Below are 26,844 nucleotides of genomic sequence, written 5' to 3' on the forward strand. Positions count from 1 at the left end.
GGATCGCACGTGGCGGCGGGCTTTCGTCCCGGCGTCAGCCGTGCCATGCCTCTCTATCTATCCACAGACCGAAGGTTCCCATGGATACTCAATACGACGCCGACGTTATCGTCATTGGCTCCGGTGCACTCGGTAGTAACGCCGCTTACGAGCTGGCGAAGAAGGGCCGCTCGGTCATCATGCTGGAAGCGGGTTCGCGCATTCCTCGCTGGAAGATCGTCGAGAACTACCGTACGTCGCCGCGCAAGCACAACTTCAACGATCCGTATCCGAACCAGCCATGGGCGCATACGACCGAAGAGCCCGACTACATCGAGAACACCGGCTCGTTCAAGTTCCTGCCGGGGATGCTGAAACTGGTGGGCGGTACGACCTGGCACTGGGCTGCCGCGTGCTGGCGCTATCTGCCGAACGATATGAAGCTGAAAACGCTGTATGGCGTGGGTCGCGACTGGCCGATCGATTACGACACGCTGGAGCCGTATTACCAGCGTGCCGAAGAAGCGCTGGGTGTCTCGGGAAACGATCAGGAAGACCAGAGCGGGCAGGGCGGCAAGGCATGGCCGCCGCGGTCGAAACCCTATCCACTGCCCCCCGAGGGCACGACGTTCATGACCCAGCGCATCAACGAGCGTCTGGCGCCGGAGGGATACCACTATATCCACGAGCCCAATGGACGTGCGTCGAAGCCGTACGAGGGCCGGCCGGCGTGTTGCGGTAATAACAATTGCATGCCGGTTTGTCCCATCGGTGCCATGTATAGCGGCGACGTGCATGCGACGCAGGCCGAGCGCGCCGGCGTAAAGCTCATCACCGAAGCCACCGCGTACAAGCTCGAAAAAGGTCCGAAGGGCAAGATCGTTGCGGTGCATTACAAGAAACCCACGGGTGAGGATGTCCGCATCACCGCGCGTTATTTCGTGGTCGCGGCGCACGGTCTGGAAACGCCCAAGCTGCTGCTGATCTCCGAGGTGGCCAATTCTTCCGATCAGGTCGGCCGCAACCTCATGGATCACACCGGCATCGGTCTCACGATGATCGCGAAGGACCCGGTATGGCCCGGCCGCGGCGCCGTGCAGCAGGGCGGCATTTTCAACTGGCGCGACGGCGACTTCCGCAAGAATCATTCGGCGGTGAAGCATGCCATGACCAATATGGTGCCGAACCCGGCCGTGACCGAGCGCCTGTTGAAGCAAGGCGTGATCGGCCCGGAACTGGATGAGCGCATTCGCCACGATGCGTCGCGCTGGGTCGATGTGTCGACGGTCTTCGAAATGCTTCCGCACGCGAACAATCGCATAACGCCAGGCGACAAGAAGGATGCGCTCGGCATTCCGATGCTTCGCGTGAACTACGATGTCGACGACTACGCGGCAGCCGGCAAGGTGATTGCAAAACAGGACTTCGCGAAATTCGCGAAACTTCTGGACGCGGAGATCGTGGAGGACGAAACCGGCTGGCAGAACCGCGACCACATCATGGGCACGGTCATCATGGGGTCCGATCCGAAGGATTCCGTCGTCGACGGCGATTGCCGCACGCACGATCACGACAACCTGTTCCTGGCGACCACGGGCGTGATTCCGGCATCCGGTGTCATCAACCCGACGCTGACCGGAGTGGCGTTGTCCATCCGGATCGCCGACACGATCAACAAAGAAATCTAAGGGCCCGCCATGACGATTATTTCGATTGTGCACACCCGTGGATGGATATTGAAGGGCCTGATGCTGGCCACCGTGGGCTTCGTGTCGATGGTTCACGCACAGGCTGCAGCCGACGACGCACTCGTGGCGCACGGCAAGGCCGTCGCCATTGCCGGCGATTGCGCGGCCTGCCACACGGACAATAAAGCCACGCCTTTCGCGGGCGGCCGGCCCATCGGTTCGCCCTTGGGCAATATCTTCGCCTCCAACATCACGCCTTCGAAGACGAACGGCATCGGCAATTACACCGAGGAGCAGTTCGCCGCCGCGTTGCGTCGCGGCGTCGACGCCAGAGGTCGTCATCTCTATCCGGCGATGCCCTATACGGCATATGCGGGAATAAGCGATGAGGACATGCACGCGATGTATGTCTACTTCATGCAGGCGGTGCCGCCGGTCGACAACGCTGTTCCACCAACGAAGCTGTCGTTTCCGTACAGCATGCGCTGGACGATGGCGATCTGGAACGCGCTGTACCTCAAGAAGGGTACGGTCGAAGGATCGTCTCCGGACAGCAAGGAGATCGATCGCGGCCGTTACCTCGTCGATACGCTCGGGCATTGCAGTTCGTGCCACACGCCACGCAATCTGCTGATGGCGGAACGGTCGGGCAAGTATCTCGGTGGGGCGAACGTCGACGGCTGGATCGCTCCGAATATTACGTCCGATCCCGTGAGCGGCATCGGTGGCTGGTCGGCCGAAGAGATCGCGGCGTATCTGAAAAATGGTCACGTCAACGGCAAAGGGCAGGCGGGTGGCGGCATGGCCGAGGCGGTCGAGCAAAGCCTTCGCTATATGCCCGACAGCGATCTTCATGCGATAGGCGTGTATCTGAAATCGGTGCCGGCCATTCGCGTTGCCTCCGATGAAAAGCCAGCATACGAATACGCGGGCGGCACGCCGTTACCGTCGATAACAAAGCTCGAGCCGCAGCGCCCCGATGTCACCCGCGATCCGAACTTCGCAAAAGATGCCAGCTCTACCGACGGCTCCGTGCTTTACAGCGGCGCCTGCGCCAGTTGCCATCAGCCCAGCGGCAAGGGCACCGGGGATCAGTACTTTCCGTCGCTCAGCCACAACCGCGCGGTGGGTATGTCGACGTCCGACAATCTCGTGATGGCCATCCTGCATGGCATCGATCGCGAGGGTGCCGACATGCATGTGCTCATGCCCGCCTTCGATCGCGATCTGAACGACGCGCAGATCGCCGCAGTCGCGAACTATGTCAGCCAGCACTTCGGAAATCCGGGTGTCGTCACCACGACAGCACAAGTGGCACAGATACGTGCCGGGGGTCCGACACCGTTGCTGCTGCGTCTGACGCCGTATCTTCTCGCCGCAGCGGCGATCGTCGTTCTGCTGATCGTCTGGCTGATCTTCCGCCGGAAGAAATCTCGTCGGGTACGTTCGTAAGAAAAGTCGATCTATGGGACTTTAGTCATGCGCAAGGGAGGGAATGGCCGCTTATTATCGTGGCCGTACCTCCACGGAATTCCGGCCATGACTTTTCGCCTCCAGCCGCTGTACCTGGTTTTCTCGATGCTCGTGGTGTCGTCCGTCGACGCGGCGACCACGAGCACGGCCATCGCCACATTGGTGCAGGTGCGCAAGGCTGCGGGAGGCGACGCGTGGAAATCCATGACCGCGTTCACGGTCGATGGCAGCCTTCGTAGCGATGGCATCGACAGCGTATACAAAGCCGCTGTCGACGGTTCGGGCAACCGGTATGTGGCGACAGTGCAGAACCCGGCACGATCGTTTGCCGATGGCCGGGATGAAGCGGGGCGCTGGCATGTGGATGTGTCGGGGCTGGTTCATCCGCTCGACTCGCGCGAAGCGCTGCCGGTCGGCGTAAGCGAGGCCTGGCTGGCGCGTTTCGGCTGGCTCGACGCGCGGGACGACGCGACGTATGTGCGACTTCCCGATATCGTCGCGGCCGGTAAGCGTTACGAACAGCTGAAAGCGACGCCTCCGGGCGGTCGCGAGGTCACGTTGTGGATCGATCCGGCGACGCATCGCGTGGATCGCGCGATGTGGAATGCTTCGTTCCTGATTTTCACTCGACGCTACGCCGACTACCGGACGGTGAAGGGTGCGGAGCTGCCGTTCCGCATCGCGACGACCCCGATGACGTCATCCGGCACGGTCGACGGCGACGAGGTGGTGCAGGTCGAAAGCTATGCGATCCCCTCTCCCGCCGATCTGGCAAAACAGCTGCGCCGGCCCGATGGCGTGGTGCGCGACGTGACGATGCTGCACAACGCGAGCATGGCGCAGACGCCGATGTCGCTGGAAGGCGGTGCCATCCTGGTCAATGCGTCGATCAACGGCAGTCGTCCCATGCCGTTCATTCTGGACACGGGCGGTCACGCGATCCTGACGGACGATGCGGCACGCAAGCTGGGTATCAAGGGCGCGGGGCAGGGTGTCAGCACCGGTTCCGGTCCGGGTTCGATGACGACATCGTATGCGCGGATCGATCGGCTGACGATGGGCGACGCGGTAATTCACGATCAGACGTTTCTGGTCATGCCCTATCCATATCCGTTCTATGAGCGCGGTGAGGGCGAGCCCATCGCTGGCATCCTTGGCCTGGAATTGTTCGAACGCTTCGCTGTGACGTTCGATTACGACCACGCCCGGTTGCTGCTCCAGCCGTACGATCGGGGGACTGCGCCGCCGGCCGGGGGCGGTGACGCGTTGCCACTGAGTTTTTCCTTCGACATGCCGCTGGTCGACGGAGCGATTGACGATCGCAAGGGTGTGTTCGGTATTGATACGGGTAACTCGGGAAATCTGCTCGTCTTTCCACAATGGGCCGGCCGCGAAGGCCTGGCGGCACGCTACGCGGCGGGTTATCCGGCGTCCGGCGGTGGCGTGGGCGGTTCATTCGTATCGCACGTGGCACATACGCGCTCCATGCAACTTGGAAAGACCCGCGTGGATGACGTGGTCGCGCAATTGACACCCGAAAACGCAGGCGCAACGGCCAATCCCTCGGAAGCGGGCAACATCGGACAGGACGTGCTGGCGCGCTTTATCGTGCACATCGACTACCGTCGCGGCACGATGTATCTGGCGCCACGCGCGAAGGCGCAGGTCGTGCACAACGGGACGGCTGGTCTGCGTGTCGAAAGGCGCGAGGATGCGCCGGACCGCTTCATCGTGACCTGGGTCGTGCCGGGCGGTCCGGCCGATCAGATTGGCCTGAAGAAAGATGACGCCATTGTCGCGGTCGACGGCAAGAGTGCCCGCGCAATGGGTGGCTGGACGCTGCGAGACATCATCAATCACCGCGATGCGGGCACGAAGGTCGAACTGACGATGGCCGATGGCGCGAAACGGACGCTGACGCTGCGCGATATCGCACCGTTGTAGGCTGCCACACGGCTTGCCGCATCAGGACATCGGGCTGCCTCATATCGCCCGCCGCACGACATACCCCTGCGTAGAATCGGTTCGATTGTCAGGGGGCATGATGAGTCGACTACCGGGGCTGGACCTGCTGCGCGCGATCGCGATCGTATGGGTGATGCTGTTTCATTCGTGGCTCGTGGGTGGCCTTGGCGCGCTGTTCGAGGGCGTGCAGAACTATGGCTGGATGGGTGTCGACCTGTTCTTCGTGCTCAGCGGTTATCTGATCGGAGCGCAGCTTCTGCGACCGCTCGCCGCTGGAGCGCCGCTGGATTTCGGCGGTTTCTATCTGCGCCGGACATTTCGTGTGTTGCCTGCTTATCTCGTGGTGCTGACGCTGTATTTCTGCGTGCCCGGGTTTCGCGAAAAGGACGGTATCCAGCCGCTATGGCAGTTCCTGACCTATACCGTCAATTTCCTGATCGACTACGAACACAACCAGGCGTTCTCGCATGTCTGGTCGTTGTGCGTGGAAGAACATTTCTATCTGGTCTTTCCATGGCTGGCATGGTTCCTGGTGCGGCGACGTTCCGCCACCGCCGTCGTCGTCACGTGCGTGATGATCGTACTTGGCGGCATGCTGCTTCGTGGCCTGCTCTGGAAGGGCAGCGACCACTTCGTCGAACTGATTTATTTCCCGACCTATAACCGGCTCGACGGGTTGCTCGCGGGCGTGCTGCTGGCGACACTGGAACTGTTCCGGCCACGCACCTGGATGTGGATGCGGGCGCGCGCCAATACGGTGCTGTTGCCCGTCGGCATCGCCGTGTTCGTGGCGTCGTGCATTGTGTTCTCGGATCGCGCGGGCTTGTTCGCCACCCTGATCGGTTACCCGCTGCTGTCGCTGGGTATGGCGTTACTGGTTGCCTCGGCGACAGCGCCGCAAAGTTTTGTCGCGCGTATCCGGATTCCCGGCGCGAGCTGGCTCGCGCTGACGTCGTACAGCTTGTACCTCGTCCACAAGGCGGTGTTCGGCATGGTCGCCGCGTCGATGCCCGAATGGCTGGCGCATCGTGGTTTCGTCACATTTCTGGCCTATGCGATTGCATCGCTGCTGGCGGGTGCGGCCCTGCATTACGCCGTCGAAAGGCCGTTCCTCCGGTTGCGCGACTGGCTTCTTCCCGCGCGTAACAAGGGACTTGCGGTTGCCTCTTGTAATAATTCTTCATTTTACGATGCACATTCGGACGCCTAAGGTAGGAGATCCATCTCTCCCCCCCCAAGGTGACAACCATGCAGTACAGACTACTCGGCCGCTCCGGCCTGAAAGTTTCCACGCTGACCATGGGCACGATGACGTTCGGCGGCCAGGGCAAGTTTGCATCCGTCGGTAGTTCGGGCGTCGACGAAGCGCGGCGTCTGATCGATATGTGCATCGACGCTGGCGTGAACCTGATCGACACCGCGAATGTTTATTCCGACGGCGCGTCGGAAGAAATTATCGGCGAAGTACTGGGTGGCAAGCGCCCCGGTGGCGTGCTGATTGCCACGAAGGCGCGCTTTCCGATGGGCAGCGGCCCGAACGATGGCGGCCTGTCGCGTTATCACCTCATTCGCGAGTGCGAGGCGAGCCTGAAACGCCTGCGCACCGATGTGATCGATCTGTACCAGGTCCATCAGTGGGACGGCCAGACGCCGCTGGAAGAGACGCTGGAAGCGCTCGATACGCTGGTGCGTCAGGGCAAGGTGCGTTATCTCGGCTGCTCGAATTATTCCGGGTGGCATCTTATGAAGGCACTCGGCATCAGCGAGCGCGAACATCGTCAGCGCTTTGTCAGCCAGCAGATTCATTACACGCTGGAAGCGCGCGAAGCCGAATACGAACTGCTGCCGATTTCCGTCGACCAGGGGCTGGGTGTACTGGTATGGAGCCCGCTGGCCGGTGGTCTGCTTTCCGGTAAGCATCGTCGCGATGCCAAGGCGCCCGAAGGCTCGCGTCAGCTTTCCGGCTGGACCGAGCCGCCGATCCGCGACGAGGAGCGTCTGTGGCGCATCGTCGATACGCTGGTTTCGGTGGCCGACGCGCACGGCGTTTCCGCGGCGCAGGTCGCTCTGGCCTGGTTGCTGGAACGTCCCGCCGTCACGTCGCTGGTTATCGGCGGCCGGACCGAGGTCCAGTTCCGGGACAACCTCGCCGCTGCCGACCTGAAACTCACGGCGGAGGAGCGCCAGCGCCTCGACGACGTCAGCGCCCCACCGATCCTCTATCCGTACTGGCATCAGCTGCTGACGGCCAGCGATCGGCTGGGCCCGGCGGATAAGGCGCTGTTCGGTCCGTTGATGGGCTGAGCGGGGCGCGATGGGCGGATGAGACGAAACGGGACTGGGCGTGGTGAATAAGAACGATTATCATTCGTTACTTCGCTGCCTCCGGGCGGCTCAGGGGCAGGGATAGCCACCGTTTCGTCTCATCAGGTCGCATCCATGCCCGTATCGCTCACAAAGCGCGCGCTCCTTGTCGCGCTCACGCTTGCATTCGCCCAGGCCGCCGCCGCGGCGGACGAGCCATCCCAGCAGAAGAAGGACGACAGCAAGACCGCCGTCCCGCTGGACGCCGTCAACGTGGTCTATTCCAGCACCAAGACCGTCACCGCCGCTGTCGATATTCCGCAATCGGTCAGCGCCGTGACGCCCGATCGCATGCATGCCTATGGCGTACAGGGCCTGGACGAATCGGTGCGCTATCTGGCCGGCGTGGTCAGCGGTGGCTATGGCACGGACCCGCGCAGCGACTGGATTCTGGTGCGTGGCTACGATCCGGCCCGTTATCTCGATGGCCTGCCGATGCCCAGCGGTAGCTGGACGGCCGACTCGCGTGTCGAGCCGTATGGTCTCGAACGCATCGAAGTGAACAAGGGTCCGTCGTCGGCCATGTACGGCCAGCTGCCGCCTGGCGGCATGATCGACATGACCAGCAAACGTCCGAGCCTTGAGGCGCCGCGCGAAGTGGAGGCCACGGTCGGCAGTTTCGACCAGCGTCAGCTCGCCGCCGACGTGGGCGGTCAGCTGGATGCCGAAGGCAAGGTTCTCTATCGCCTCGTCGGCCTGGGGCGCGAAGGCGACGCTGCGCTCGATCACTCGAAAGACAATCGCTACTACTTCGCGCCCAGTCTTTCGTGGAAGCCGGACGAAGACACGTCGCTGACGCTGCTCGCGCGCTGGCACCAGACCTATTCCGATGGCGTGGGCGGGTTCCTGCCGTCCGTCGGCACGCTTTATCCGAACCCGAACGGCCAGATTCCGCGCGACGTGAATCCTGGCGAGCCGGGTTACGACTCGTATCGCAAGAAGGACAAATCGATCGGCTGGGAATTCACCCACCGCATCGACGATGTCTGGTCGTTGCGACAGGATCTTCGCGTGCAGAGCGCCAGCGTCGATCACAAGTCGATCGGCAGCCTGGGCTTCGAGCCCGGCAGCCTGACCACGATCTCGCGTTACAACTTCCCGCTGGTCGACCAGACGCATCTGTTCGCCGTCGATAATCAGGCCGAAGCGAGATTCGCCACGGGCAACGTCACACATACGGTGCTGATGGGCGTGGATTATCAGCGCAACCACGACAATTACCGCTCGGGTTTCGGCAGCGCGCCGTCCCTCAATATCTACGATCCCGTCTACGGCGCGCCTATTCCCGATGCGCCGGTGTCGACGCATACCGATACGACGCTGAAGCAGTTGGGTGCGTATGCGCAGGACCAGATCGAGGTCGGCAAGTGGGGCATCGTTGCCAGTGGCCGCAAGGACTGGGTGACCAACGACATCAAGGACGTGCTGGCCGATACGTCGCGCACGCAGAAGGACAATGCGTTCTCGGGTCGTCTTGGCGTCAATTACAAAACCGATATCGGCATCGTTCCTTATCTGGCCTATTCGCACTCGTTCAAAACGACCGTCGGCCAGACCTTCGACGGCAAGGCGTTCGAACCGACGACGGGCGACCAGTACGAAGCGGGTGTGAAATATCAGACGCCGAACGGCCGTACGCTGATCAGCGCGGCGGTGTATCAGCTGACCCAGCGCAACGCGCTGACGGTCGATCCGGATCACCTGTTTTTCTCGTTGCAGCAGGGCAAGACGCGTACGCGTGGCGGCGAGATCGAAGCCCATGTCGCAGTGACGGATAACTTCTCGATGACCGCGGCGTATGCCTATACGGATGCGAAGGTCGTGGAAGCGAACGATGCGTCGCGTGGCAAGCAGGTGGCGTTGGTGCCGAAGCGGCAGGCGTCGGTATCGGCCGATTATTCGCTGCACGGCGGCGTGCTGGACGGGTTTGGTTTCGGTGGCGGGATTCGCTATATCGGCGAGCATTACGGCGATGCGCCCAATGACTGGCGTACCGGGGGTTATGTGTTGTTCGATGCGAGCGCGCATTACACGAAGGATCGCTGGACGTTCCAGGTGACGGCGGCGAATCTGTTCGACCGGAATTATGTCACTGCGTGTAACAGCGGGATCTGGTGCTATTACGGGTATCCGCGCACGATGACGGCTTCTATTAGGTATCGGTGGTGAGAACGTGATGCGGCGGTGGGGCGATAACCGGTCGCCTCGCTGCGGATCCCGGCGTGCGCCGGGATGACGAAGAGGGTTTCAGATGCATTGTGGGTTGCTTCTGCGCCGCTCAAACCCTCGACGTAACCCAATCCCTCGCCGTCATCCCGGCGCACGCCGGGATCCGCAGCGACCACGCAGGGCAGGCGATAACTCCCAACCGCTCTTACCCGTGCGCAGCAACCACCGCGGCGAGTTCGTTCCCGTTCGGGTCGAGAAAATGAAACCGCCGCCCGCCCGGAAACGCAAAGATCGGCCGGACGATGGTCGCGCCAGCGGCAACCACCGTGGCGAGCGTCGCTTCCAGATCGTCGACTTCGATCACCGGTAGCGGCGCACGTGTAGCTTCAGCGGTATCGCCCTGAAGTCCGACATCCACATCGCCGGTCGTGGTGGCGGCGTAGCTCGGCCCGAACGACGTCATGTCCCAGCCGAACACATCCGTATAGAACCGTTTGGCGGCTTCGATATCGGCGGCGGGCAATTCGATGTAGTTCGGACGGGCCATGATCAGATTTCCCGGTTGCCTACCAGCACGACGTCGGCAGGACGCTTCGCGAACAGGCCCACGGCGACGACGCCGGTAATCTGGTTGATATCGGCTTCCAGTGCGAGCGGATCGGTGATGCGCCAGCCGTGCACGTCGATGATCCAGTTGCCGTTGTCGGTGAGCGTGCCGTCGCGCCAGACCGGCTGACCGCCGCGACGCGCGATCTCACGCGCCACATGGCTGCGTGCCATCGGAATGACTTCGATCGGTAGCGGGAACGTGCCGAGTATGTCCACCAGCTTGGTCGAATCGATGATGCAGACGAAGCGCTCGGACGCGGCGGCGACGATCTTCTCGCGCGTCAGCGCGGCACCGCCGCCCTTGATCAGGCGCTTGTGCGGATCGCATTCGTCGGCACCGTCGACGTAAAGCGCCAGCGGGCCGGCGGCGTTGAGGTCCAGCACCGGAATGCCATACTTCTTCAGACGTTCGGTGGATTGTTCGGAGCTGGAAACCGCACCTTCGATGCGCTCGCGTACATCGGCCAGCGCGTCGATGAAGTAGTTGACCGTGGAGCCGGTGCCGACGCCGATGACGCCTTTTTCGACAAAGCGGATCGCGGCTTCGCCGGCCAGTCGCTTCTCGTTCGCCTGGTTCATTTCTTTTCCAGTGACAGGATGAAATCCCAGTCGCCCTTGGCGACGGGCATGACGGACAGACGGTTGCCCTTGCGCACCAGGGCCATATCGGCGAGTTCGTCGCGACCCTTGAGTTCGTCGAGCGAGATGATGCGCGCGAGCTTGCGTTCGAACTTCACGTCCACATGCACCCAGCGCGGTTCTTCGCGCGTGGCTTTTTCGTCGTAATACTTGCTCTTCGCATTGAACTGGCTTTCGTCCGGATAAGCCGGCGAAGCCACCGTCGCGATGCCGACGATGCCGGGAATGTCGCAGTTCGAATGGTAGAAAAAGATCTTGTCGCCGACCTTCATGCCGTCGCGCATGAAATTGCGCGCCTGGTAGTTGCGGACGCCGTCCCAGGGTTCGCTGCCTTTGCGCTTGAGGTCGTCGATGGAGAACGCGTCCGGTTCGGACTTCATCAACCAGTATTTCATTCGGCGGTACCGGTGCAGTCGATCAGTTCTTTGTCGGTGGCGATGTAGTCGAGTTTGACGTCCCATTCGGCCGTGACGATCTTGTCCAGCTCCTGGAACGAATAACCGATACCGACCAGCAGCGGCTGCGTCGGGCGCGTCTGCCCGCGCAGGAAGGCGAAACTGCGGTCGTAATAACCGCCGCCGAAGCCAAGGCGATTGCCGCGACGGTCGAAACCGAGCAGCGGGACGAGCACGAGGTCGAGCTTCTCCGGCCCCACGCCTTTGTCGCTGGGCGTTGGCTCGGGAATGCCCAGGCGGCTGGGCTTGATGTCGTCGCCGGTTGCCCAGGGTTCGAACGTCAGGCGCTTATCGGTGCCTACCACCGGCAGATAGAACTGCTGGCCGCGACCGGCGAGCGGCGCGATGGCCATGTTGAGCGGCAGTTCGCCGCCCGTCGCCCAGTAGCCGGCGACGTGGACATCGGTGAGGAATTCGGGGAGCTGTTCCAGCGAATGGCGCAGGCCCTGTGCGGCCGCGACGCGTTCGGCGGGCTTCAGCTGACGACGGCGCTGGACGAGATCGCCGCGGATTTCGCCTCTCTCGGACTGCTTTGGCATGGGTCGGTTACCCGGGGTGAGAGGTGGGGTTGCCGTCTAGCCGCCGCATCCAGAGGACGGATGAAGCGCTGACCGGCCATGTGGGTGGCCGGTCGGCCTTGAAAGGAGAGGCGTTCTCCGCGATGCCGCTGCGCACCAAACGACCTTGATCCAAAGGATCAGGTGGGAGGACCACATGACTTCGAGGCTTTCCGCACGTGGCGGACATGCACAACCGTCATGAAAAGCCGACCCGGGGTCGTATGTAGGAACAAGGCAAATGTAAAGTGCGCTGGCGAACACCGCAGGGAACGCCCGGAATCTATTTTACAGACGCGTCGAGCATGCCATCAAGTTTTCTGCGCAAAGAAGCCAGGCCGTCAGTCAGCACCTGTTCCTGGGAGTCGTGCTCCTTTCTGAGCACGAGCAGGTCGTGGGCGATGCTGACGGCCGCCAGAACGGCCACGCGGTCGAAACCGGGGACCTTGGCGTTGGACTTCACTTCACGCATCTTGCCGTCGAGGAACTGGGCGGCGGCGATCAGGCCCGGGCGCTCTTCAGGAGCGCAGGCTATGTGAAATTCGCGGTCGAGGAGGCGCAGGGCGACCGGCTCGCTGGTACTCGTCGTAGTGCTCATGAGATCTCTCAGCCGGTGTTTTCGAGCGCCTTGAGGCGCTGGATCATTGCTTCGACGCGACTGCGAGCCTGCTCGTTGCGCGCCATCAGGCCGGCACGTTCATGTGCCAGTTGTTCCTGACTGTGTCGCAGGCTTCGGTTTTCTTCGGTCAGGCGCCGAACGGTTTCCACGAGCCGGTCGAGCGTGGAGCTCAGGGCCTCGATTTCTGCTTTGACCGTGTCCGGTGTCGTCATGCGCCGAACTATAACAGGACGTATGGGCTTGTCAGCAGGTAGCGAAGGCACCACGTCCGGGGGTGGATTAAACTCTCCCTTTCGCCCTAACCGGAGCCGTGCCATGCCGGCCAATCCGTCCGTCGAACCCGACGACATCTTCGACCTCGTGAATCGCCTGAAGCTCGCCACCACGGTAAGCGAACTGCATGGCTCGCTCGCGGGATTCATCAGCGGCGGCGGCCGTTTCCATACAGGTGGCGTACTCGAAGCCCTTCATCTTGAAGCCGGCACGACAGCCTCGGAAGACGACCTGAAGCTACTGAGCCGTTTTCGTGACGAAACGGAAAAGGACCTGGACGATTCCGACCTCGTCTTCCAGCCCTGGCTGCCCGACGACGATTCGTCGTTGACCGAGCGCGCCGAAGCGCTGGTGGAATGGACGCGCGGCTTCCTGGGCGGTCTCGGTCTGGGCGGCGCGGCCCGGGCCAAGGGAAAGCTCAGCAAGGAGGCGCAGGAAGTCCTGAAGGACATGGCCACGATCGCCAGCACCGAATTCGATTTCGCCGAGGACTCCGAGGAAGACGAGGACTCGCTGATCGAAATCACCGAGTTCGTCCGCGTCGGGGCGCTTCTCCTGCATGCGGAACTGAGCAACGTGGAACGGCCGGCCAGCGACACGCTGCATTGATCGCTCCTGCCGAATACGTCCGGCGACGCCGGGAACTGATGCGCATGGCGGGGGAGGACGCCGTCCTCCTCGTGGCCGCCGCGCCCGAGCGCATGCGCAATGCCGACGCACCCTGGCCGTACCGGCAGGACTCCGATTTCCACTATCTGACCGGCTTTCCGGAGCCCGAGGCCGTGCTGGCGCTGATGCCGGGCCGTGCGCATGGGGAAGTGGTGCTGTTTTGCCGGGAACGCGACGCGGAACGCGAGCGCTGGGACGGCGAGCGCATCGGCACCGACCGCGCCGTGCGCGAGTTCAGGGTCGACGACGCGTTCCCCATCGACGATATCGACGACATCCTGCCCGGCATGATCGAGGGCAGGGCGCGCGTGTACTGTCATTTTGGCCGCGAGCCCGATTTCGACGCGCGGTTGCTGGCGTGGATGCGCCGCTTGCGCACCGCGCGTGGCGGCGGGGTGGTGCCGAAGGATCTGGTTGCGCTGGGACATTTGCTCCACGACATGCGGCTGTTCAAGTCGCGCGATGAAATGGCCTTGATGCGGCGTTCCGCGGAAGTCGCCTCGGCGGCGCATCTGGCGGCAATGGATGTCGCGCGTCCTGGCGTCGCGGAATACGAGGTCGAGGGTGAAATGTTGCGCGTCATGCGCGGTCGCGGCGCGGTGCCGGCGTTTCCGCCGACGATCGCGGGCGGTGCGAATGCGTGCGTCATGCACTATCAGGCCAACCGGGCCACGCTGCGTTCGGGCGACCTGTTGCTGATCGATGCGGGTGCCGAAGTCGAGTGCTATGCCTCGGACATCACCCGCACCTTTCCGGTCAACGGGCATTTCTCGGCCGAACAGCGTGCGCTGTACGACATTGTGCTGGACGCGCAGCTTGCCGCTATCGACGAGGTACGCCCGGGACGTTCGTTCGGTGCCGCGCACGATGCGGCCGTTCGTGTCATCGCCCGGGGCCTGTGCTCGCTGGGTCTGATCAAGGGAAGCGTGGACCGTGCGATCGCGGACGGTTCGTACCGCGAATACTTCCCCAGCAAGACTGGTCACTGGCTAGGTCTGGACGTTCACGACGTCGGCGACTACCGCATCGACGGCGAACCGCGCGTGCTGGAAGAAGGCATGGTCGTCACGGTCGAGCCGGGCATCTACGTGCCGCCCGGCGACCGCAAGGTGGACGAGCGCTGGCGCGGCATCGGCATCCGCATCGAAGACGATGTGGCGGTGACGAAGTCCGCGCCCGAAGTGCTGACGGCGGCGGTACCGAAGCTTCCGGAAGAGCTGGAAGGTCTGCTAAGCCGCTGAAGCGCGCTCCTGCACAGAGCAGCTAGCGGCGATCCTTCGCCGCGTGTGCCTCATCGTCCGCGTTTACCTCGAACCAGATCGCATTCAGGATGCCGAATGCGCAGGCGAGTCCGAGTCCGAGAATCCAGGCGAAATACCACATGGCATCGTGCTCCTTTCAGTACATGCCGTGCGATTTGCGCACGTGCTCAAGCGTGACCCGACCGCGCATCACCCGATACACCCAACTGGTGTAGAGAATGATGATCGGCATGAAGATGGCGGCAAGGACAAGCATCGTCAGCAAGGTACCCCGGCTCGACGACGCGTCCCATATCGTCAGACTGGATACGGGATCCAGCGTCGACGGCATCAGGAACGGGAACAGCGCGAAACCCGCCGACGCAATCGTGCCGCCGACGGCCAGGGTGCTCGACGCGAACCCCGCGAAGCCACGGCGGCCGACGAAGAGCTGCACGCCGATAGCGCCGAGAATGCCGACGACGGGGGCGAGCCAGAACCAGGGATGCGTGAGATAGCCGGCAAACCACGTGCCACCCATCGCCACCTGCTTCGCCAGGGGATTGGAGACGCCGTCGGTAACCACGGGACCGGAGATCGCGAAGCCGGGAATGCCATAGGCCAGCCAGATGCCCGCCGCGACGTACAGCACGACATAGGCAAGCGATGCGATACGGGCCACCTGAGCGGCACGCGCGGCGATCGTGTGATCCGCCTTCATCGCCGCCCATGTGGCGCCATGCGCGGTAAGCATCGACAGGCTGACCAGTCCGGTCAGTAGCGCGAACGGTTTGAACAGCGCGAAAAAACCGCCATCCCATGTCATGCGCAGGTCGGCATCGAAACGGAACGGCAGGCCGAGGAACAGATTGCCGAACGCGACGCCGCATACCAGCATCACGATCACGCCCGACGCGATAAGCGCGCTGTCCCATACCAGTTTCCAGCGGGGGTTCTCCACTTTCTCGCGGAAGTTGAAGCCGACGGGTCGCACGATGAACGCGAGCAGCAACACGAACATCGCGACATACAGCCCGGAGAACGATGCGGCGTACAGCAGCGGCCACGCGGCGAATACCGCGCCGCCACCCAGGATGAACCACACCTGGTTGCCTTCCCATGTCGGTTCGATGGTTTCCAGCAGCACGATGCGTTCCTCCTCGGTGCGGCCGAGGACGCGCAGCAGTGCCGCGACACCGAAATCGAAGCCATCCATGATGGCGAAGCCGGTCAGCAGCACGCCGATCAGCGCCCACCAGATCACGCGTAGCACTTCATAGTCGAACATGACGTTCTCCTTCAGGTCGTGGCTGCGGTGACGGGAATGGCATCCGGGCGTGGCGGCCAGAGGCCCAGCCCGTCCGGTCCTTTACGCGCGAACTTCAGCATCAGGTAGCCGTCGATAATCGCCAGCGCCGTATAGAACAGTACGAAGCCGCTCAGCGATATCCATACCTGGCCGGCGGTCAGCGACGAGGCGCCGAGCGCCGTCGGCAGTACGCCTTCGATGGCCCAGGGCTGGCGACCGTATTCGGCGACGATCCAACCGAGTTCGGCGGCCACCCAGGGTAACGGCAGGCTCCAGAAGGCGATGGTGAGGAAGCCCCGGCCGTCGAGGCGCCGCTTGCTGGCGCGCCAGAAGGCGTAGCCAAAAAGCAGGATGAAATACATGCCGCACGCGACCATGATGCGGAACGCCCAGAACAGCACGGGCACATTCGGAACGGTGCTGTCCGCGGCCTTCTGGATATCTTCGGGCGTGGCCTTGCGCGGATCGTCCATGAAGCGCTTCAGCAGCAGCGCATAGCCCATGTCCTTGTCGTGCAGCGTCAGAATGGCGCGTGCCTGAGCGTCGTTCTTGTTTTCGCGCAGGACGAGCATGGCGTCGTATGCGCGGATACCGTTGCCGATGCGGATCTTCGCGTCGTCCACCAGGTTGCGGATGCCGGGAATCGGCGTGTCGATGGAGCGCGTGCCGATCAGCCCCATCAACCAGGGTACGCGGACGGCCAGATGCGTTTCGTGCGTTTTCACGTCGGGCAGGCCGAATAGCGTGAACGATGCAGGCGCCGGTTCGGTTTCCCACATGGCCTCGATAGCGGCCATCTTCATCTTCTGGTTTTCGGAGACCGAATAGCCCGACTCGTCGCCAAGTACGACGACCGATAGCGCGGCGGCCAGCCCGAAGCTGGCGGCGACGGTCATCGAGCGTTTCGCGAAATCGACATTGCGTCCGCGCAGCAGGTACCAGGCGCTGATCGACAGCACGAACATCGCACCCATCGTGTAGCCGGCGCTTACCGTGTGCACGAACTTCGCCTGTGCCACCGGATTCAGGATCACATCCTTGAACGAGGTGACCTCCATGCGCATTGTTTCGGGATTGAACGCGGCGCCGACGGGATTCTGCATCCAGGCGTTCGCGATCAGGATCCACAGCGCGGAAAGGCTGGTCGCCAGCGCCAGGAACCACGTGACGAGCAGGTGTTTCACGCGGGAAATGCGATCCCACCCGAAGAAGAACAGGCCGACCAGCGTGCCTTCGAGGAAGAACGCCATCATGCCTTCGATGGCCAGCGGCGCGCCGAAAATATCGCCGACGTAGTGCGAGTAATACGCCCAGTTCGTACCGAACTGGAATTCCATCGTGACGCCGGTGGCGACGCCCATGGCGAAGTTGATGCCGAACAGCACGCCCCAGAACTGCGTCATTTTCTTCCAGACCTCGCGGCCGGTCATGACGTAGACGCTCTCCATGATGGCGAGCATGAAGGCCAGGCCCAGGGTCAGCGGCACGAAAAGGAAGTGATAAAGCGCGGTCAGCGCGAACTGCAGCCGCGACAACCCGACGACATCGGGATCGACGATCATGGTTGGTGTTCCTTGGCTTGGATGACGGTAGCGGAAGAGGCGGGAGCCAGCACCTTGCCCATGGCGTCGGGCGACGTGTCGGCGCGTGGCAGTGGCCGGATGGCGACGTACCAGATCAGCATGAGAGCGGCGAGTTTGATGACGACGATGACGGCCAGCTCGAGAGCAAGCCTTGGAAGAGGACGCCCATCGCGCCAGCGTCGCGTACGTCGTTGAACCCATGCGTCCATCGAACGGCTCCGGTTGTCTCCCCTTGGCCGACATCCTAACGCCGGCAGGTGAAATTCGCGGTATGGCCGATTGTCGCAAGCGACCGTCCGCGAGCTAACCTATCTCATTCCATGACCCGAAGATTGTCTGTCCATGATCGATCGTGCTGTGCGCTACGCCTCAGTCGACGCCCTGCGCGGTCTTACCGTGGCAGCCATGTTGCTGGTGAACGACCCGGGCGACTGGGGTCATGTTTATTGGCCGCTGGAACATTCGGAGTGGAACGGCTGCACGCCGACCGACCTGATTTTTCCGGTGTTCCTCTTCATCGTCGGCGTATCGATCACGCTGGCGATCGTGCCGAGACTGGAGGCGGATGCCGATCGCGCACCCATCCGCCGGGCCGCGCTCTGGCGTGCTTCGCGCATCGTCGGGTTAGGGCTTTTACTGAATGTCGCCGCGTGGATCGCGATACCCGACGGCCATCTGCGCTTGCCCGGCGTGCTCCAGCGGATCGGACTGTGTTTCGCTGCCGCGGCCATGCTCGCCATCTATGCCCGGCCGCGTACGCAGTGGTTGCTGGCTGCGGTGCTGCTGCTGGGCTATGCGTTGTTGCTGTGGGCGGGCGGTTCGCTCGAACCCTGGTCGAACATCGTCAGCCGGTTCGATAGTGCGGTGCTGGGTCACTTCGTCTATGCGACCGATCCGGCGACCGGCCGTGGGCACGATCCCGAAGGATGGCTGAGCACCATTCCCTCGCTGGCGACAACCCTGCTCGGACTTCGTGCCGGCGAATGGCTGCGCCGCGGCAATTTGCGCGCGTTGCTGGCCGGGGCGGTCGTTGCGCTGATCGCGGGTTGGTGTGCGTCGTTCTGGGTGCCGATCAACAAAAATCTGTGGACGTCGTCGTACGTCCTGTGGACCGGCGGTTGGGCGATGCTGGCGCTCGCGGCGGCCCACGTGCTGATCGACCGTCGTGGCTGGCCCGCGGTCGGCAGGGCGTTTGGCGTCAATGCCATTGCGGCGTACGCGGGTTCGGGCCTGATGGTTTATCTGCTGATCGGACTGGGCATCAACGGCCCGCTGTATCAGCACGTTTTCGCCGGCTGGATGACGCCGCGCTTCGGACCGTATGTGCCGTCGGTGGCGTACGGGCTGGCGTTTGTCGCGGTGTGGTGGATCGTGGTGCGCGCGATGGATGCGCGGAAGATCTATCTGAAAGTGTGATCGGAGCTGGCGTCCCTTGCTTTCTGTGGGAGCGCGCCTGCGCGCGAAAACCAGGTTGCGACGGCGCAACGATATGCCCCGCCGCAAGCACCCTTCGCGCGCAGGCGCGCTCCTACAGAGATGTTCCGTTACAGCTGCGCGAACGCATCCCGCGTCAGGTTCTCCGGCTCGCCGTCCGTGCACACCACATCGTCTTCTATGCGGATGCCGCCGTACTGGCGGAACGAGTCGACCTTCGCCCAGTCGATGTCGCCGGCGAACGGCTTGTTCTTCAGTTCGGCCAGCAGCATGTCGATGAAATAGATGCCCGGCTCGATCGTGACGACCATGCCCGTTTCCAGGCGACGCGTCAGGCGCAGGAAGGGGTGGCCTTCGGGCCTGGCGATCGTGCCGCCCGTTTCCGATGCCTGGAACCCCCCGACGTCGTGCACCTGCATACCGATGCCATGACCCAGGCCGTGCGGCAGGAATGCGGACGTAACGCCCGACTCCACGGCGCTTTCGGCGCTCATGCGGATAAATCCATGCTCGCGCAGCACGCCAGCGAGCACGTGGTGGGCATGGACGTGCAGTTCGGGATAGCTCTGTCCTGCACGCACGCGCGCGACGAAACCACGCTGGGCGACATCGACGGAGTCGATCAGGGCCTGGAATTCGCCGGCATCCGCGCTGGCATAGGTGCGCGTGATGTCGCTGGCGTAACCGCTGGCGCTGGCGCCCGCATCGATCAGGAACGAACGGCCGCGCGCGGGCGCCGAGCGATCGAAATTCGTGTAATGCAGCACGGCGCCATGCTCGTTGAGACTGACGATGCTGGCATAAGGCAGCTCGGCGTCGGTCTGGACCACCGTCTTCAGATACGCCATATGGATGCCGAACTCGCTTTCGCCAGCCCGGAACGCCTGTTCGGCGGCGCGATGGCCGCGCGTGCCGCGGCGGTTGGCTTCGCGCATCAGCTCCAGTTCGTAGGGTGTCTTATATGCGCGGTGGTAGTGCAGGTGGTCGATCACGGCCTGCGGGTTATTCGGACGGACGTCCTGCAGGGCGCAGTGATCGTCGCCGATGATCGCGCTCCGGGCCGTGCCGGAGGGCAGCTCGGCGATGGCATCGGCCGGCTTGCGCACGATGACGATGTCGAAGTCATCGACCCAGTAGCCGGTCGGCGCTTCGGGCACCACGTGCCAGTAGTCGCGCGGCTGCAGGAAAATCAGTTTCGGTTTTTCGCCCGGTGTATAGACCAGCCAGCTGCCCGGCGCATCGGTCAGCGGGAGCCAGTGCTTGAAATGCGGGTTGACGATGAACGGGTAGTCCAGATCGTCGAGGAATTTGGTGATCGGCCGGCCGGCAGGCACCACGAGATGGTCGAAGCCGCCGCGCGCCAGGGCGGTGTCGGTGCGCTCGCGCAGCGTGGCAAGGTGCTGGGGATATAGCGCGGCAAGCGTATCGATCATGGCTGACTCCGGGGGAAGTGGGCGAAAGGCAAAGAGCTAATGGTGCGCCTCCCGGCCGCCGGAGCCAAGCGTCAGGGCCTAACCCCGGCTGAAAATCACGGTGTATTCGCCGGCCAGATCGCCCAGTTGGTGGCGCAGGGCGAAGCTGGCGTGGGTGCCTCCGGAATGGATCAGTTCGCGCAGTTGCCGCCCATGCAACGAGATGCCGAAGTGCCCCACGGCAAAGTCGTGCCGGGGCGAACGCCATGTCGTGAGCGGCGTCCAGGTGGCGCAGGCGGGGCAGGCCACATAGGCGGAATCGGGTGTGTCGCACCAGACCGCAAGCGCTTCTTCCAGCGCTTCGCTGCCTTCGTCGCCCAGCGAGAGATCGTAATGGCAGTCGGGACATTGCACGACGAAGCCGCCATCGTAGCGACAGAAAATCCCGTTCTCCCGACCGCCGTCGACCAGCCGGGCGCCGCCCCGATCGTCGGCGACCCATCGATGGCCATTCGCGTGGATGGTCACGGCATGGATGCCGGTCCCGGTTCCCGCGAGCCGGTCGTCCAGCGTCCTGAATCTCGGCGACACCTCGTCGCTTGGCTGCGCGCCAAGGGTGCCGTCGCCTACCAGCCGGCGATAGAGATCCATCGCGGCGGCGGCAGCGTCTTCGCGTTCGAGCTGGGTGTCCACGAGGATCGTGGTGTCGTCGGTCATGGCGCTATACGTAACATCAGGCGCGCCATGGTGCGCGCGCGAGTGCGCCCGGTCTAGTCCGTCGCCGGGCCGATCCACTCGTCGATGGCGCGGATATCGTCTTCGCTGGCCGCCACGATGCGGAAGCCCGACCAGAACTGGCCTTGCGTGGCGGCGGGTTCGTTCCATTGTTCCTGTATGCCGATCTCGACCCGGTGCTCGCGATGCTGGGCATCGCGCAGCGCGAAGGCGACCTGGTAAATGCCGGCCATGCGCGGCGCTTCGAGTCCGATGAGCATCATTCCCGTGGCGGAAAGATTGCCCAGCTGGCCGACGACGCGATCGGTCATGACGTCGACCACGGGCATGGGCGACGTGGCGCGTTTTCGCGGTGCGCGACGCTGTTCGAGTTCGTTCATGCGGAGTCCGCCATGGAATCGGTATGCAGGCCCGCCCTGCGGAGGTTGCGCGCCACGGCCGCCCAGGCGCGATCGATGAAGGACGCGCGCCGGTCGGTCCATTCCTTTGCTTCGCCACTGGCGACGAGACGGGCGAGCCGGGTCAGGTCGATATCGTCGCAGCGCACGCCGCGCGCATTCACGAAGAGACAGCGTCCCGTTGCCGGCGAAAACCAGGCGAGTTTGCGATGCGTGGAGGTGCCATCGGCGTAGTGGAATTCGAACCAGGTGCCGAAGCGAAGGTCCGCGAAGCCGTCGTAAATGCGTTTGGATCGCGGGTCCAGAGGCGTCGGACGAACCTCCGGCGCGGGCTCGTGTCCTGGGGCGCTGCTTTCGCCCAGGCGCGGCCGCTGTTTCAGCCGCATGGCGACATCGGTAGGCGTCAGCCGTTCGGCATTCCCCGTGGGCGCGTCGGGTGTTTCCAGAAGGCCGCGGGCTACCTGCGACGCCTCGTCCCGATGCATGCCGAGATGTTCCAGCCCGGCTTCGACATCCGCGCGCAGGCGCTCGGCATCGACGACCGGGTGCCGGCCAAGCAGCTGATCGGTGACATCGAGGCAGGCGACGAAGGCCTCGCCGGTTTCTCCGCCGCGCAGAATGTGCAGCGCGAGCACGTCGGACCAGGTACGTTCCAGAAGGATGCGCAGCACGCCGCGCGGTGCGGCCGGGCCGAAGCCCAGACGTTCGCGCATCAGTTCGCCGGCGCGACGCCGCGCCCGATCCAGGCGGTCGCGTCCTTCCATCGTTTCGATCTGCCGACGTTCGGCGACATGCGCCTTGCGCTTCAGCTGCGCGACCTGCTGTTCGATATCGGCGCGCCAGGCCGGATCGATGACCTGGCCTTGTCCGGCGTCGAGGACAAGACGTTCGAGACGGTCGACCAGCCCGCGGTCGGCTTCGCCGTCGGCGGGATCGAGCCAGTCGTGGGCCGCTTCCGCGACGGTGTCCAGAAGCTGACGCGCGGGATGTTCCCGCTGGTCGAAGAAACCGCGATCGTTCACGGCCGCCCGCAGGATCGGCCATTGCAAACCGCCCAGTACCGAACGGCCGGCGCCGTGCGTCTGCAGTTCGCGCGCCAGATTCTCGAACAGCATCGCGGTCAGTTCGACGGTATCGCCGTGCTCCGGCGTCAGTTCGGCGGGCGCCGATCCGGCAGGACGAACGCTGTCGAGCTGGGCGAGCAATTCGTCGCGCAGTCGCTGGGCGCTGCGAATTTCGCGCGACGCCTTGTCGGCCACATCGGTCAGATGGCCTTGCAAGGCCGAAAGCGCGGTCTGCAGTTCGTCGTCGGTCGCCAGGCGAGCTTGTGTCGCTACCGGCGCATGGCCGTGCTGCGCGCGTTGTGCGAGCAGATCGCGCAGGCTTTCCAGCACACCGATGTTCTGACTGGTTACTGCGTCCGCGAGGGGCGTATGCGCGTTATCGCCCGGCGGCGTGGCTTCCGTGACGCGTGTTCGTGACGTGGAAGCCACGCGCGCATGCGGAAAAATACGAAACCCGGCGAGGATGCCTCGCGTCTTGTAGTGCTCGTTGAGTGCGCCGTAGAGCGAATCCGCCGCAGTTATCAGGCGACTGTCGACGGCCTGGAAAAGCAGGATTCTGTGTGCGGCCGACAGCTCGATCGGTGCGGCGGCGACACGCAGGGCGGCAGCAAGCGCACGGGGGCCGACCGGCAACGCATCGCCTTCCAGCGGTGGCGTACCCGCCAGAACGGCCATGCGGTAGCCCAGTTCGAAAAGCGTGCTGGCGTTGCGTGCTTCGCCGCGCGCCGCAATGCTGGCCAGCGCGTCGCCCTGTTCCTGTTCGACGGGGTCGACAAGGCTCAGGGCCAGGTGTTCGGTGGGAGCGGTGTGCTCTTCGGGCGTATCGCCCAGGGAGCGGAAACACTGCATCACATGCGCTGCGAAGCGCTCCTGGAAACCGCTGGCTTCACGCTGGATGGCGGCACGGCTGTCGAAGCATGCCTGCTGATCGAGATGGTCGCGGATGCTTTCGGCGCGGGAAAACAGGCGTTGATCGAAGTCGCGCAACGATTCGCGCAATGGCATCTGCAACCAGTGCAGGCATAGGCTCAGTCCTTCGCCGACCTCGTGTTCCGCGCGCGCGGAAAGAGCGACCCGGGTCGCCCGTTGCCTGTATGAGGGGGCCTGCGGCTCTGCGCTCATGACGTAAGGTCCTCCCCGACCTTCGATGCAGTCTAAGGGCGTCGCCGTGGGCGCGCCAGCGCGACCAGCATCCACCATCCGGCCTAGACCGGACCGCTTAGTGCATGAACGCGCCGATGACGTCGTTGAGGAAACGTTGGCCGAGGGCCGTCGTGTGCAGCGCTTCCGGATTGTCCTGAAGCCAGCCCCGGGCGACGCATGCGGCGATATCCGCGGCGATGGTGTCCGCGGGCTGGCCTGTGCGTTGCGCAAAATCGGCAAGTGGCACGCCGTCGATCAGGCGTAGCGCGTTGAGCATGTATTCGAAGGGCAGGTCGGATGCATCGATGACGGTGTCGCCGCCGATCCGCCCCGGCTGTCCCGGAGTCTGCAGATACGCGTTCGGATGGCGCGTCTTCCAGCGCCGGCGTACGCCGTTCGCATCGCTGATCTTCCCGTGCGCACCGGCACCGATGCCGAGGTAATCGCCGAAGCGCCAGTAATTGAGATTGTGTGCGCAGCGTCGATCCGGCCGGGCATAAGCCGAAATTTCGTACTGACCGTAGCCTGCCGCGGCCAGTCGTGCCTCGCAGGCTTCCTGGATCGCCCATGCGTCGTCGTCGTCGGGCAGGGGCGGCGGATTGGCCGCGAATGCCGTGTTCGGCTCCAGCGTGAGCTGGTAATGCGAGATATGCGTGGGTGCGAGCGCGATGGCGCGCTCGACGTCGTTCAGTGCGCCATCCAGCGTCTGTTTCGGCAACGCGTACATCAGATCGAGATTGATGTTGTCGTAACCGGCATCCTGCGCCTTGCGAACCGCATCGGCCGCTTCGTCCGAGGAATGGATGCGTCCGAGGCGACGCAATGCGTCGTCGTCGAAACTTTGCACGCCGAAGGAAATGCGGTTCACGCCAGCGGCGAGATAACCGTCGAAACGACCGTGCTCGACCGTGCCGGGATTGGTTTCCAGTGTCACTTCGGCGGCATCGACGAAGGGCAGGCGTTCGCGCGCACCGTCGAGGAAGCGCGCGACCAGCTCGGGAGAGAACAGGCTCGGCGTGCCGCCGCCAAAGAAAACCGTTTCGATCGGGCGGCCTTCCAGCGCTTCGCCGAAGTCGCGAAGATCGGCGTCCAGATCGGCCAGCAGTGCGTCGATGTAATCGTCGTAAGGCGGTGTGCCGCGCAGTCCGTGCGAATTGAAGTCGCAGTACGGACATTTCTTTACGCACCACGGCATGTGGACGTAAAGCGAAAGCGGCGGCGGCTGGAGGATCATCAGAATTCCGCGAAGCGCGCGCGAAGGATCTCGAGCGCCTGGCCACGATGGCTCAGCCGGTTCTTGCTGGCGGGATCGAGTTCGGCGGCGCTGATATCGTGGCCGTCGGGAAGGAAGAGCGGGTCGTAACCGAAGCCTTGTTCGCCGCGCGGCGCTTCGAGGATGCGGCCATGCCAGCGCCCTTCGGCGATCAGCGGCGCCGGATCGTCGGCATGGCGCAGCAGGACCAGTACGGCGATGAAGTACGCGCGACGGAATTCGGGCTGCACGCCGTTGAGTTCGCGTAGCAGCTTTGCGTTATTCGCCGCGTTGTCGCCGTGCGTGCCGGCGTAGCGGGCCGCGTAAAGTCCGGGAGCGCCGCCGAGTGCGTCGACGCAGATGCCGGAGTCGTCGGCCAGCGCGGGAAAACCCGTGACGCGCGCCGCGTGACGCGCCTTGATCAGCGCGTTCTCGACGAAGGTCAGGCCCGTTTCGTCGGCGTCGGAAACGCCGAGCGAAGACTGGGTGACCAGATCGATGCCGCTGCCTTCGAGCAGCTGATTGAGTTCGGCGACCTTGCCGGCATTGCTTGAGCCCAGGACGATACGCATGCGCTTACGTTCCGAGCGAGGCGAATTCGGGCGCGTACTCGACACGTCCGCGATAGTCGCCGAGACCGTCGACGGTCAGCGGCATGACCTGGAACGCGTTGCCGCCTTCGTAGGCGTCGTGCAGGTCGTGCGCGGACGCTTTACCGAAGCCGAAGCCCGAGTAATACACAGGCGAACCGAGCACGAAGATCGCACGCGCATTCGCGACGAAGCAGGCGCCGATGCCTTCTTCGATCAGCATGCGGCCGATGCCCTGGCGCTGGAGTTCGGGCAACACGCCGACTGGCGCGAGGCCGAGCGATTTGCCGTCGTCGCCGTGTTCGATCGTCACGGGTGAAAACAGCACGTGCCCCACGATGGCGCCGTCATCGTCGGCCACCAGCGAAACGGTGGCCCGGCCGGCTTCATGGAGAAGAACCGCGAGATTCGCCTCGCCATCGCGACCGAACGCGGCGCGGTGTACCGCGGCGATGCCTTCGAGGTCGTCTGGTGTAGCGGCGCGAATATCGACCATTACGGCAGTTCCAGTGCGGCGCGCTGGGCGACGACGAGTTCGGTGACACCCTTGCCGGCGAGTTCGAGCAGTGCGTCGAGTTCGTCGCGGCGGAAGGCATGGCCTTCGGCGGTGCCCTGCAGCTCGATGAAGCCGCCGCCGTCGTTCATGACAACGTTCATGTCGGTATCGCAGTTCGCGTCCTCGGCGTAGTCGAGGTCGAGTACCGGCATGCCCTGGTAGATGCCGACCGAAACGGCCGCCACGGCGCCGAGGATCGGATTGCGCTTGATGGCACCGCGCTTGGTCAGCGTGGCGACCGCATCCACCAGTGCGACGTACGCGCCGGTGATGGCGGCGGTACGGGTGCCGCCATCGGCCTGGATCACATCGCAATCGAGCGTGATGACGCGCTCGCCGAGAGCGGCGCGGTCGACGCAGGCGCGCAGCGAGCGACCGATCAGGCGCTGGATTTCCATGGTGCGGCCGCCCTGGCCGCCGCGCGCGGCTTCGCGCTGGGTGCGGTCGGAGGTGGCGCGGGGGAGCATGCCGTATTCGGCCGTGACCCAGCCCTCACCCTTGCCGCGCAGCCAGGGTGGCACGCGTTCTTCGATGCTGGCCGTGCACAGGACGCGGGTGTCGCCGAAGGAGACCAGGACGGAACCCTCCGCGTGGCGGGTGTAGTGGCGCTCGATGGTGACGGCGCGCAGCTGGTCGGCGGCGCGTCCGCTGGGTCGGGAGACGGTCAT

At 63.8% G+C, this 26,844-nt stretch carries 27 protein-coding genes and 1 other RNA gene; 9 read left to right on the forward strand and 19 right to left on the reverse strand.

The features are described 5' to 3' along the window. Positions 1-80 precede the first annotated feature (80 nt). From EC912_RS16750 to EC912_RS16775, 6 genes are all read left to right on the forward strand, one after another. Positions 81-1,667: a GMC family oxidoreductase gene (locus tag EC912_RS16750; RefSeq protein WP_132146286.1), complete on the forward strand. Its 1,587-nt coding sequence runs from the start codon at positions 81-83 to the stop codon at positions 1,665-1,667. 9 nt (positions 1,668-1,676) lie between these two features. Further along, complete coding sequence (locus EC912_RS16755; RefSeq protein ID WP_207906879.1) at positions 1,677-3,119, forward strand: cytochrome c; 1,443 nt, start codon at positions 1,677-1,679, stop codon at positions 3,117-3,119. A gap of 87 nt (positions 3,120-3,206) precedes the next feature. Next, positions 3,207-5,084, forward strand: coding sequence for an aspartyl protease family protein (locus EC912_RS16760; protein ID WP_165973653.1), 1,878 nt, complete (start codon positions 3,207-3,209; stop codon positions 5,082-5,084). 100 nt (positions 5,085-5,184) lie between these two features. Next, on the forward strand, positions 5,185-6,315 hold the full coding sequence (locus tag EC912_RS16765) for an acyltransferase family protein (protein ID WP_132146292.1): 1,131 nt from the start codon (positions 5,185-5,187) through the stop codon (positions 6,313-6,315). Positions 6,316-6,353: 38 nt separating this feature from the next. Continuing rightward, a complete protein-coding gene (locus EC912_RS16770) occupies positions 6,354-7,409 on the forward strand; it encodes an aldo/keto reductase (RefSeq protein ID WP_132146295.1) in 1,056 nt (351 codons plus the stop codon). Positions 7,410-7,544: 135 nt separating this feature from the next. Continuing rightward, positions 7,545-9,638, forward strand: coding sequence for a TonB-dependent siderophore receptor (locus tag EC912_RS16775; protein ID WP_132146298.1), 2,094 nt, complete (start codon positions 7,545-7,547; stop codon positions 9,636-9,638). 205 nt (positions 9,639-9,843) lie between these two features. On the opposite strand, the gene EC912_RS16780 is transcribed toward EC912_RS16775, so the two are convergent. The 7 genes from EC912_RS16780 to EC912_RS16810 form a co-directional block, all read right to left on the reverse strand. Continuing rightward, on the reverse strand, positions 9,844-10,185 hold the full coding sequence (locus tag EC912_RS16780) for a VOC family protein (protein WP_132146301.1): 342 nt from the start codon (positions 10,183-10,185) through the stop codon (positions 9,844-9,846). A 2-nt stretch (positions 10,186-10,187) separates the two neighbouring features. Then, positions 10,188-10,826, reverse strand: a complete 639-nt coding sequence (rpiA, locus tag EC912_RS16785) for a ribose-5-phosphate isomerase RpiA (RefSeq protein ID WP_132146304.1) — start codon at positions 10,824-10,826, stop codon at positions 10,188-10,190. Further along, on the reverse strand, positions 10,823-11,281 hold the full coding sequence (locus EC912_RS16790; RefSeq protein WP_132146307.1) for an EVE domain-containing protein: 459 nt from the start codon (positions 11,279-11,281) through the stop codon (positions 10,823-10,825). Before EC912_RS16790 ends, rpiA begins: the two co-directional genes overlap by 4 nt. After that, positions 11,278-11,880 (reverse strand): 5-formyltetrahydrofolate cyclo-ligase, encoded by a 603-nt coding sequence (locus tag EC912_RS16795; protein WP_132146310.1) that lies wholly within the window; start codon positions 11,878-11,880, stop codon positions 11,278-11,280. Before EC912_RS16795 ends, EC912_RS16790 begins: the two co-directional genes overlap by 4 nt. Before the next feature lie 110 nt (positions 11,881-11,990). Continuing rightward, a non-coding RNA gene (gene ssrS / locus EC912_RS16800) (6S RNA) lies at positions 11,991-12,173 on the reverse strand. An 8-nt stretch (positions 12,174-12,181) separates the two neighbouring features. Beyond that, a complete protein-coding gene (locus EC912_RS16805; protein WP_132146313.1) occupies positions 12,182-12,496 on the reverse strand; it encodes a cell division protein ZapA in 315 nt (104 codons plus the stop codon). Positions 12,497-12,504: 8 nt separating this feature from the next. Then, complete coding sequence (locus tag EC912_RS16810) at positions 12,505-12,729, reverse strand: TIGR02449 family protein (protein WP_132146316.1); 225 nt, start codon at positions 12,727-12,729, stop codon at positions 12,505-12,507. Positions 12,730-12,832: 103 nt separating this feature from the next. On the opposite strand from EC912_RS16810, the gene EC912_RS19695 reads away from it, so the two are divergent. Both EC912_RS19695 and EC912_RS16815 read left to right on the forward strand, forming a co-directional pair. Then, complete coding sequence (locus tag EC912_RS19695) at positions 12,833-13,399, forward strand: UPF0149 family protein (RefSeq protein ID WP_243649334.1); 567 nt, start codon at positions 12,833-12,835, stop codon at positions 13,397-13,399. Next, positions 13,396-14,700 (forward strand): aminopeptidase P N-terminal domain-containing protein, encoded by a 1,305-nt coding sequence (locus EC912_RS16815; RefSeq protein ID WP_279389043.1) that lies wholly within the window; start codon positions 13,396-13,398, stop codon positions 14,698-14,700. Before EC912_RS19695 ends, EC912_RS16815 begins: the two co-directional genes overlap by 4 nt. Before the next feature lie 22 nt (positions 14,701-14,722). Here EC912_RS16815 and cydX read toward each other — a convergent pair whose 3' ends face one another. The 4 genes from cydX to cydP are packed head-to-tail and all read right to left on the reverse strand — an operon-like array spanning position 14,723 to position 17,801. Further along, positions 14,723-14,842: a cytochrome bd-I oxidase subunit CydX gene (gene cydX / locus EC912_RS16820; protein ID WP_132146322.1), complete on the reverse strand. Its 120-nt coding sequence runs from the start codon at positions 14,840-14,842 to the stop codon at positions 14,723-14,725. A gap of 15 nt (positions 14,843-14,857) precedes the next feature. Further along, on the reverse strand, positions 14,858-15,988 hold the full coding sequence (gene cydB / locus EC912_RS16825; protein WP_132146325.1) for a cytochrome d ubiquinol oxidase subunit II: 1,131 nt from the start codon (positions 15,986-15,988) through the stop codon (positions 14,858-14,860). 11 nt (positions 15,989-15,999) lie between these two features. Continuing rightward, positions 16,000-17,568, reverse strand: a complete 1,569-nt coding sequence (locus tag EC912_RS16830) for a cytochrome ubiquinol oxidase subunit I (RefSeq protein WP_207906884.1) — start codon at positions 17,566-17,568, stop codon at positions 16,000-16,002. Next, on the reverse strand, positions 17,568-17,801 hold the full coding sequence (gene cydP, locus EC912_RS16835; RefSeq protein ID WP_132146331.1) for a cytochrome oxidase putative small subunit CydP: 234 nt from the start codon (positions 17,799-17,801) through the stop codon (positions 17,568-17,570). The genes EC912_RS16830 and cydP overlap by 1 nt, the downstream gene beginning before the upstream one ends. A 133-nt stretch (positions 17,802-17,934) precedes the next feature. Between cydP and EC912_RS16840 the strand changes: the two genes are divergently transcribed. Further along, entirely contained in the window at positions 17,935-19,008 is a 1,074-nt protein-coding gene (locus EC912_RS16840) for an acyltransferase family protein (protein ID WP_132146334.1), read from the forward strand. Positions 19,009-19,136: 128 nt separating this feature from the next. Here EC912_RS16840 and pepQ read toward each other — a convergent pair whose 3' ends face one another. From pepQ to rph, 8 genes are all read right to left on the reverse strand, one after another. Further along, on the reverse strand, positions 19,137-20,459 hold the full coding sequence (pepQ, locus tag EC912_RS16845; RefSeq protein ID WP_132146337.1) for a Xaa-Pro dipeptidase: 1,323 nt from the start codon (positions 20,457-20,459) through the stop codon (positions 19,137-19,139). 78 nt (positions 20,460-20,537) lie between these two features. Continuing rightward, positions 20,538-21,155, reverse strand: a complete 618-nt coding sequence (locus EC912_RS16850; protein WP_132146340.1) for a hypothetical protein — start codon at positions 21,153-21,155, stop codon at positions 20,538-20,540. Between the two features lie 53 nt (positions 21,156-21,208). Then, positions 21,209-21,553: a PilZ domain-containing protein gene (locus tag EC912_RS16855; RefSeq protein ID WP_132146343.1), complete on the reverse strand. Its 345-nt coding sequence runs from the start codon at positions 21,551-21,553 to the stop codon at positions 21,209-21,211. Beyond that, entirely contained in the window at positions 21,550-23,757 is a 2,208-nt protein-coding gene (locus tag EC912_RS16860; protein WP_165973654.1) for a DUF1631 family protein, read from the reverse strand. The genes EC912_RS16855 and EC912_RS16860 overlap by 4 nt, the downstream gene beginning before the upstream one ends. Positions 23,758-23,854: 97 nt before the next feature. After that, complete coding sequence (gene hemW / locus EC912_RS16865; protein ID WP_132146349.1) at positions 23,855-25,012, reverse strand: radical SAM family heme chaperone HemW; 1,158 nt, start codon at positions 25,010-25,012, stop codon at positions 23,855-23,857. Further along, positions 25,012-25,602, reverse strand: coding sequence for an RdgB/HAM1 family non-canonical purine NTP pyrophosphatase (gene rdgB, locus EC912_RS16870; RefSeq protein ID WP_132146352.1), 591 nt, complete (start codon positions 25,600-25,602; stop codon positions 25,012-25,014). The genes hemW and rdgB overlap by 1 nt, the downstream gene beginning before the upstream one ends. 4 nt (positions 25,603-25,606) lie before the next feature. Continuing rightward, entirely contained in the window at positions 25,607-26,116 is a 510-nt protein-coding gene (locus EC912_RS16875) for a GNAT family N-acetyltransferase (protein WP_132146355.1), read from the reverse strand. Continuing rightward, on the reverse strand, positions 26,116-26,844 hold the full coding sequence (rph, locus tag EC912_RS16880; RefSeq protein WP_132146358.1) for a ribonuclease PH: 729 nt from the start codon (positions 26,842-26,844) through the stop codon (positions 26,116-26,118). The genes EC912_RS16875 and rph overlap by 1 nt, the downstream gene beginning before the upstream one ends.

The sequence above is a fragment of the Luteibacter rhizovicinus genome, from assembly GCF_004342265.1.
GTDB classification, from domain to species: domain Bacteria; phylum Pseudomonadota; class Gammaproteobacteria; order Xanthomonadales; family Rhodanobacteraceae; genus Luteibacter; species Luteibacter rhizovicinus_B.

What these genes read in the sequence shown, in the direction of transcription:
- rpiA (WP_132146304.1), bottom strand. Translation starts at nt 10,826, where the DNA reads ATGAACCAGGCGAACGAGAAGCGACTGGCCGGCGAAGCCGCGATCCGC.
- EC912_RS16765 (WP_132146292.1), top strand. Translation starts at nt 5,185, where the DNA reads ATGAGTCGACTACCGGGGCTGGACCTGCTGCGCGCGATCGCGATCGTA.
- cydB (WP_132146325.1), bottom strand. Translation starts at nt 15,988, where the DNA reads ATGTTCGACTATGAAGTGCTACGCGTGATCTGGTGGGCGCTGATCGGC.
- rdgB (WP_132146352.1), bottom strand. Translation starts at nt 25,602, where the DNA reads ATGCGTATCGTCCTGGGCTCAAGCAATGCCGGCAAGGTCGCCGAACTC.
- pepQ (WP_132146337.1), bottom strand. Translation starts at nt 20,459, where the DNA reads ATGATCGATACGCTTGCCGCGCTATATCCCCAGCACCTTGCCACGCTG.
- EC912_RS19695 (WP_243649334.1), top strand. Translation starts at nt 12,833, where the DNA reads ATGCCGGCCAATCCGTCCGTCGAACCCGACGACATCTTCGACCTCGTG.
- EC912_RS16810 (WP_132146316.1), bottom strand. Translation starts at nt 12,729, where the DNA reads ATGACGACACCGGACACGGTCAAAGCAGAAATCGAGGCCCTGAGCTCC.
- EC912_RS16840 (WP_132146334.1), top strand. Translation starts at nt 17,935, where the DNA reads ATGATCGATCGTGCTGTGCGCTACGCCTCAGTCGACGCCCTGCGCGGT.
- EC912_RS16750 (WP_132146286.1), top strand. Translation starts at nt 81, where the DNA reads ATGGATACTCAATACGACGCCGACGTTATCGTCATTGGCTCCGGTGCA.
- rph (WP_132146358.1), bottom strand. Translation starts at nt 26,844, where the DNA reads ATGACCGTCTCCCGACCCAGCGGACGCGCCGCCGACCAGCTGCGCGCC.
- hemW (WP_132146349.1), bottom strand. Translation starts at nt 25,012, where the DNA reads ATGATCCTCCAGCCGCCGCCGCTTTCGCTTTACGTCCACATGCCGTGG.
- EC912_RS16780 (WP_132146301.1), bottom strand. Translation starts at nt 10,185, where the DNA reads ATGGCCCGTCCGAACTACATCGAATTGCCCGCCGCCGATATCGAAGCC.
- EC912_RS16775 (WP_132146298.1), top strand. Translation starts at nt 7,545, where the DNA reads ATGCCCGTATCGCTCACAAAGCGCGCGCTCCTTGTCGCGCTCACGCTT.
- EC912_RS16770 (WP_132146295.1), top strand. Translation starts at nt 6,354, where the DNA reads ATGCAGTACAGACTACTCGGCCGCTCCGGCCTGAAAGTTTCCACGCTG.
- EC912_RS16850 (WP_132146340.1), bottom strand. Translation starts at nt 21,155, where the DNA reads ATGACCGACGACACCACGATCCTCGTGGACACCCAGCTCGAACGCGAA.
- cydP (WP_132146331.1), bottom strand. Translation starts at nt 17,801, where the DNA reads ATGGACGCATGGGTTCAACGACGTACGCGACGCTGGCGCGATGGGCGT.
- cydX (WP_132146322.1), bottom strand. Translation starts at nt 14,842, where the DNA reads ATGTGGTATTTCGCCTGGATTCTCGGACTCGGACTCGCCTGCGCATTC.
- EC912_RS16755 (WP_207906879.1), top strand. Translation starts at nt 1,677, where the DNA reads ATGACGATTATTTCGATTGTGCACACCCGTGGATGGATATTGAAGGGC.
- EC912_RS16795 (WP_132146310.1), bottom strand. Translation starts at nt 11,880, where the DNA reads ATGCCAAAGCAGTCCGAGAGAGGCGAAATCCGCGGCGATCTCGTCCAG.
- EC912_RS16805 (WP_132146313.1), bottom strand. Translation starts at nt 12,496, where the DNA reads ATGAGCACTACGACGAGTACCAGCGAGCCGGTCGCCCTGCGCCTCCTC.
- EC912_RS16790 (WP_132146307.1), bottom strand. Translation starts at nt 11,281, where the DNA reads ATGAAATACTGGTTGATGAAGTCCGAACCGGACGCGTTCTCCATCGAC.
- EC912_RS16860 (WP_165973654.1), bottom strand. Translation starts at nt 23,757, where the DNA reads ATGAGCGCAGAGCCGCAGGCCCCCTCATACAGGCAACGGGCGACCCGG.
- EC912_RS16855 (WP_132146343.1), bottom strand. Translation starts at nt 21,553, where the DNA reads ATGAACGAACTCGAACAGCGTCGCGCACCGCGAAAACGCGCCACGTCG.
- EC912_RS16760 (WP_165973653.1), top strand. Translation starts at nt 3,207, where the DNA reads ATGACTTTTCGCCTCCAGCCGCTGTACCTGGTTTTCTCGATGCTCGTG.
- EC912_RS16875 (WP_132146355.1), bottom strand. Translation starts at nt 26,116, where the DNA reads ATGGTCGATATTCGCGCCGCTACACCAGACGACCTCGAAGGCATCGCC.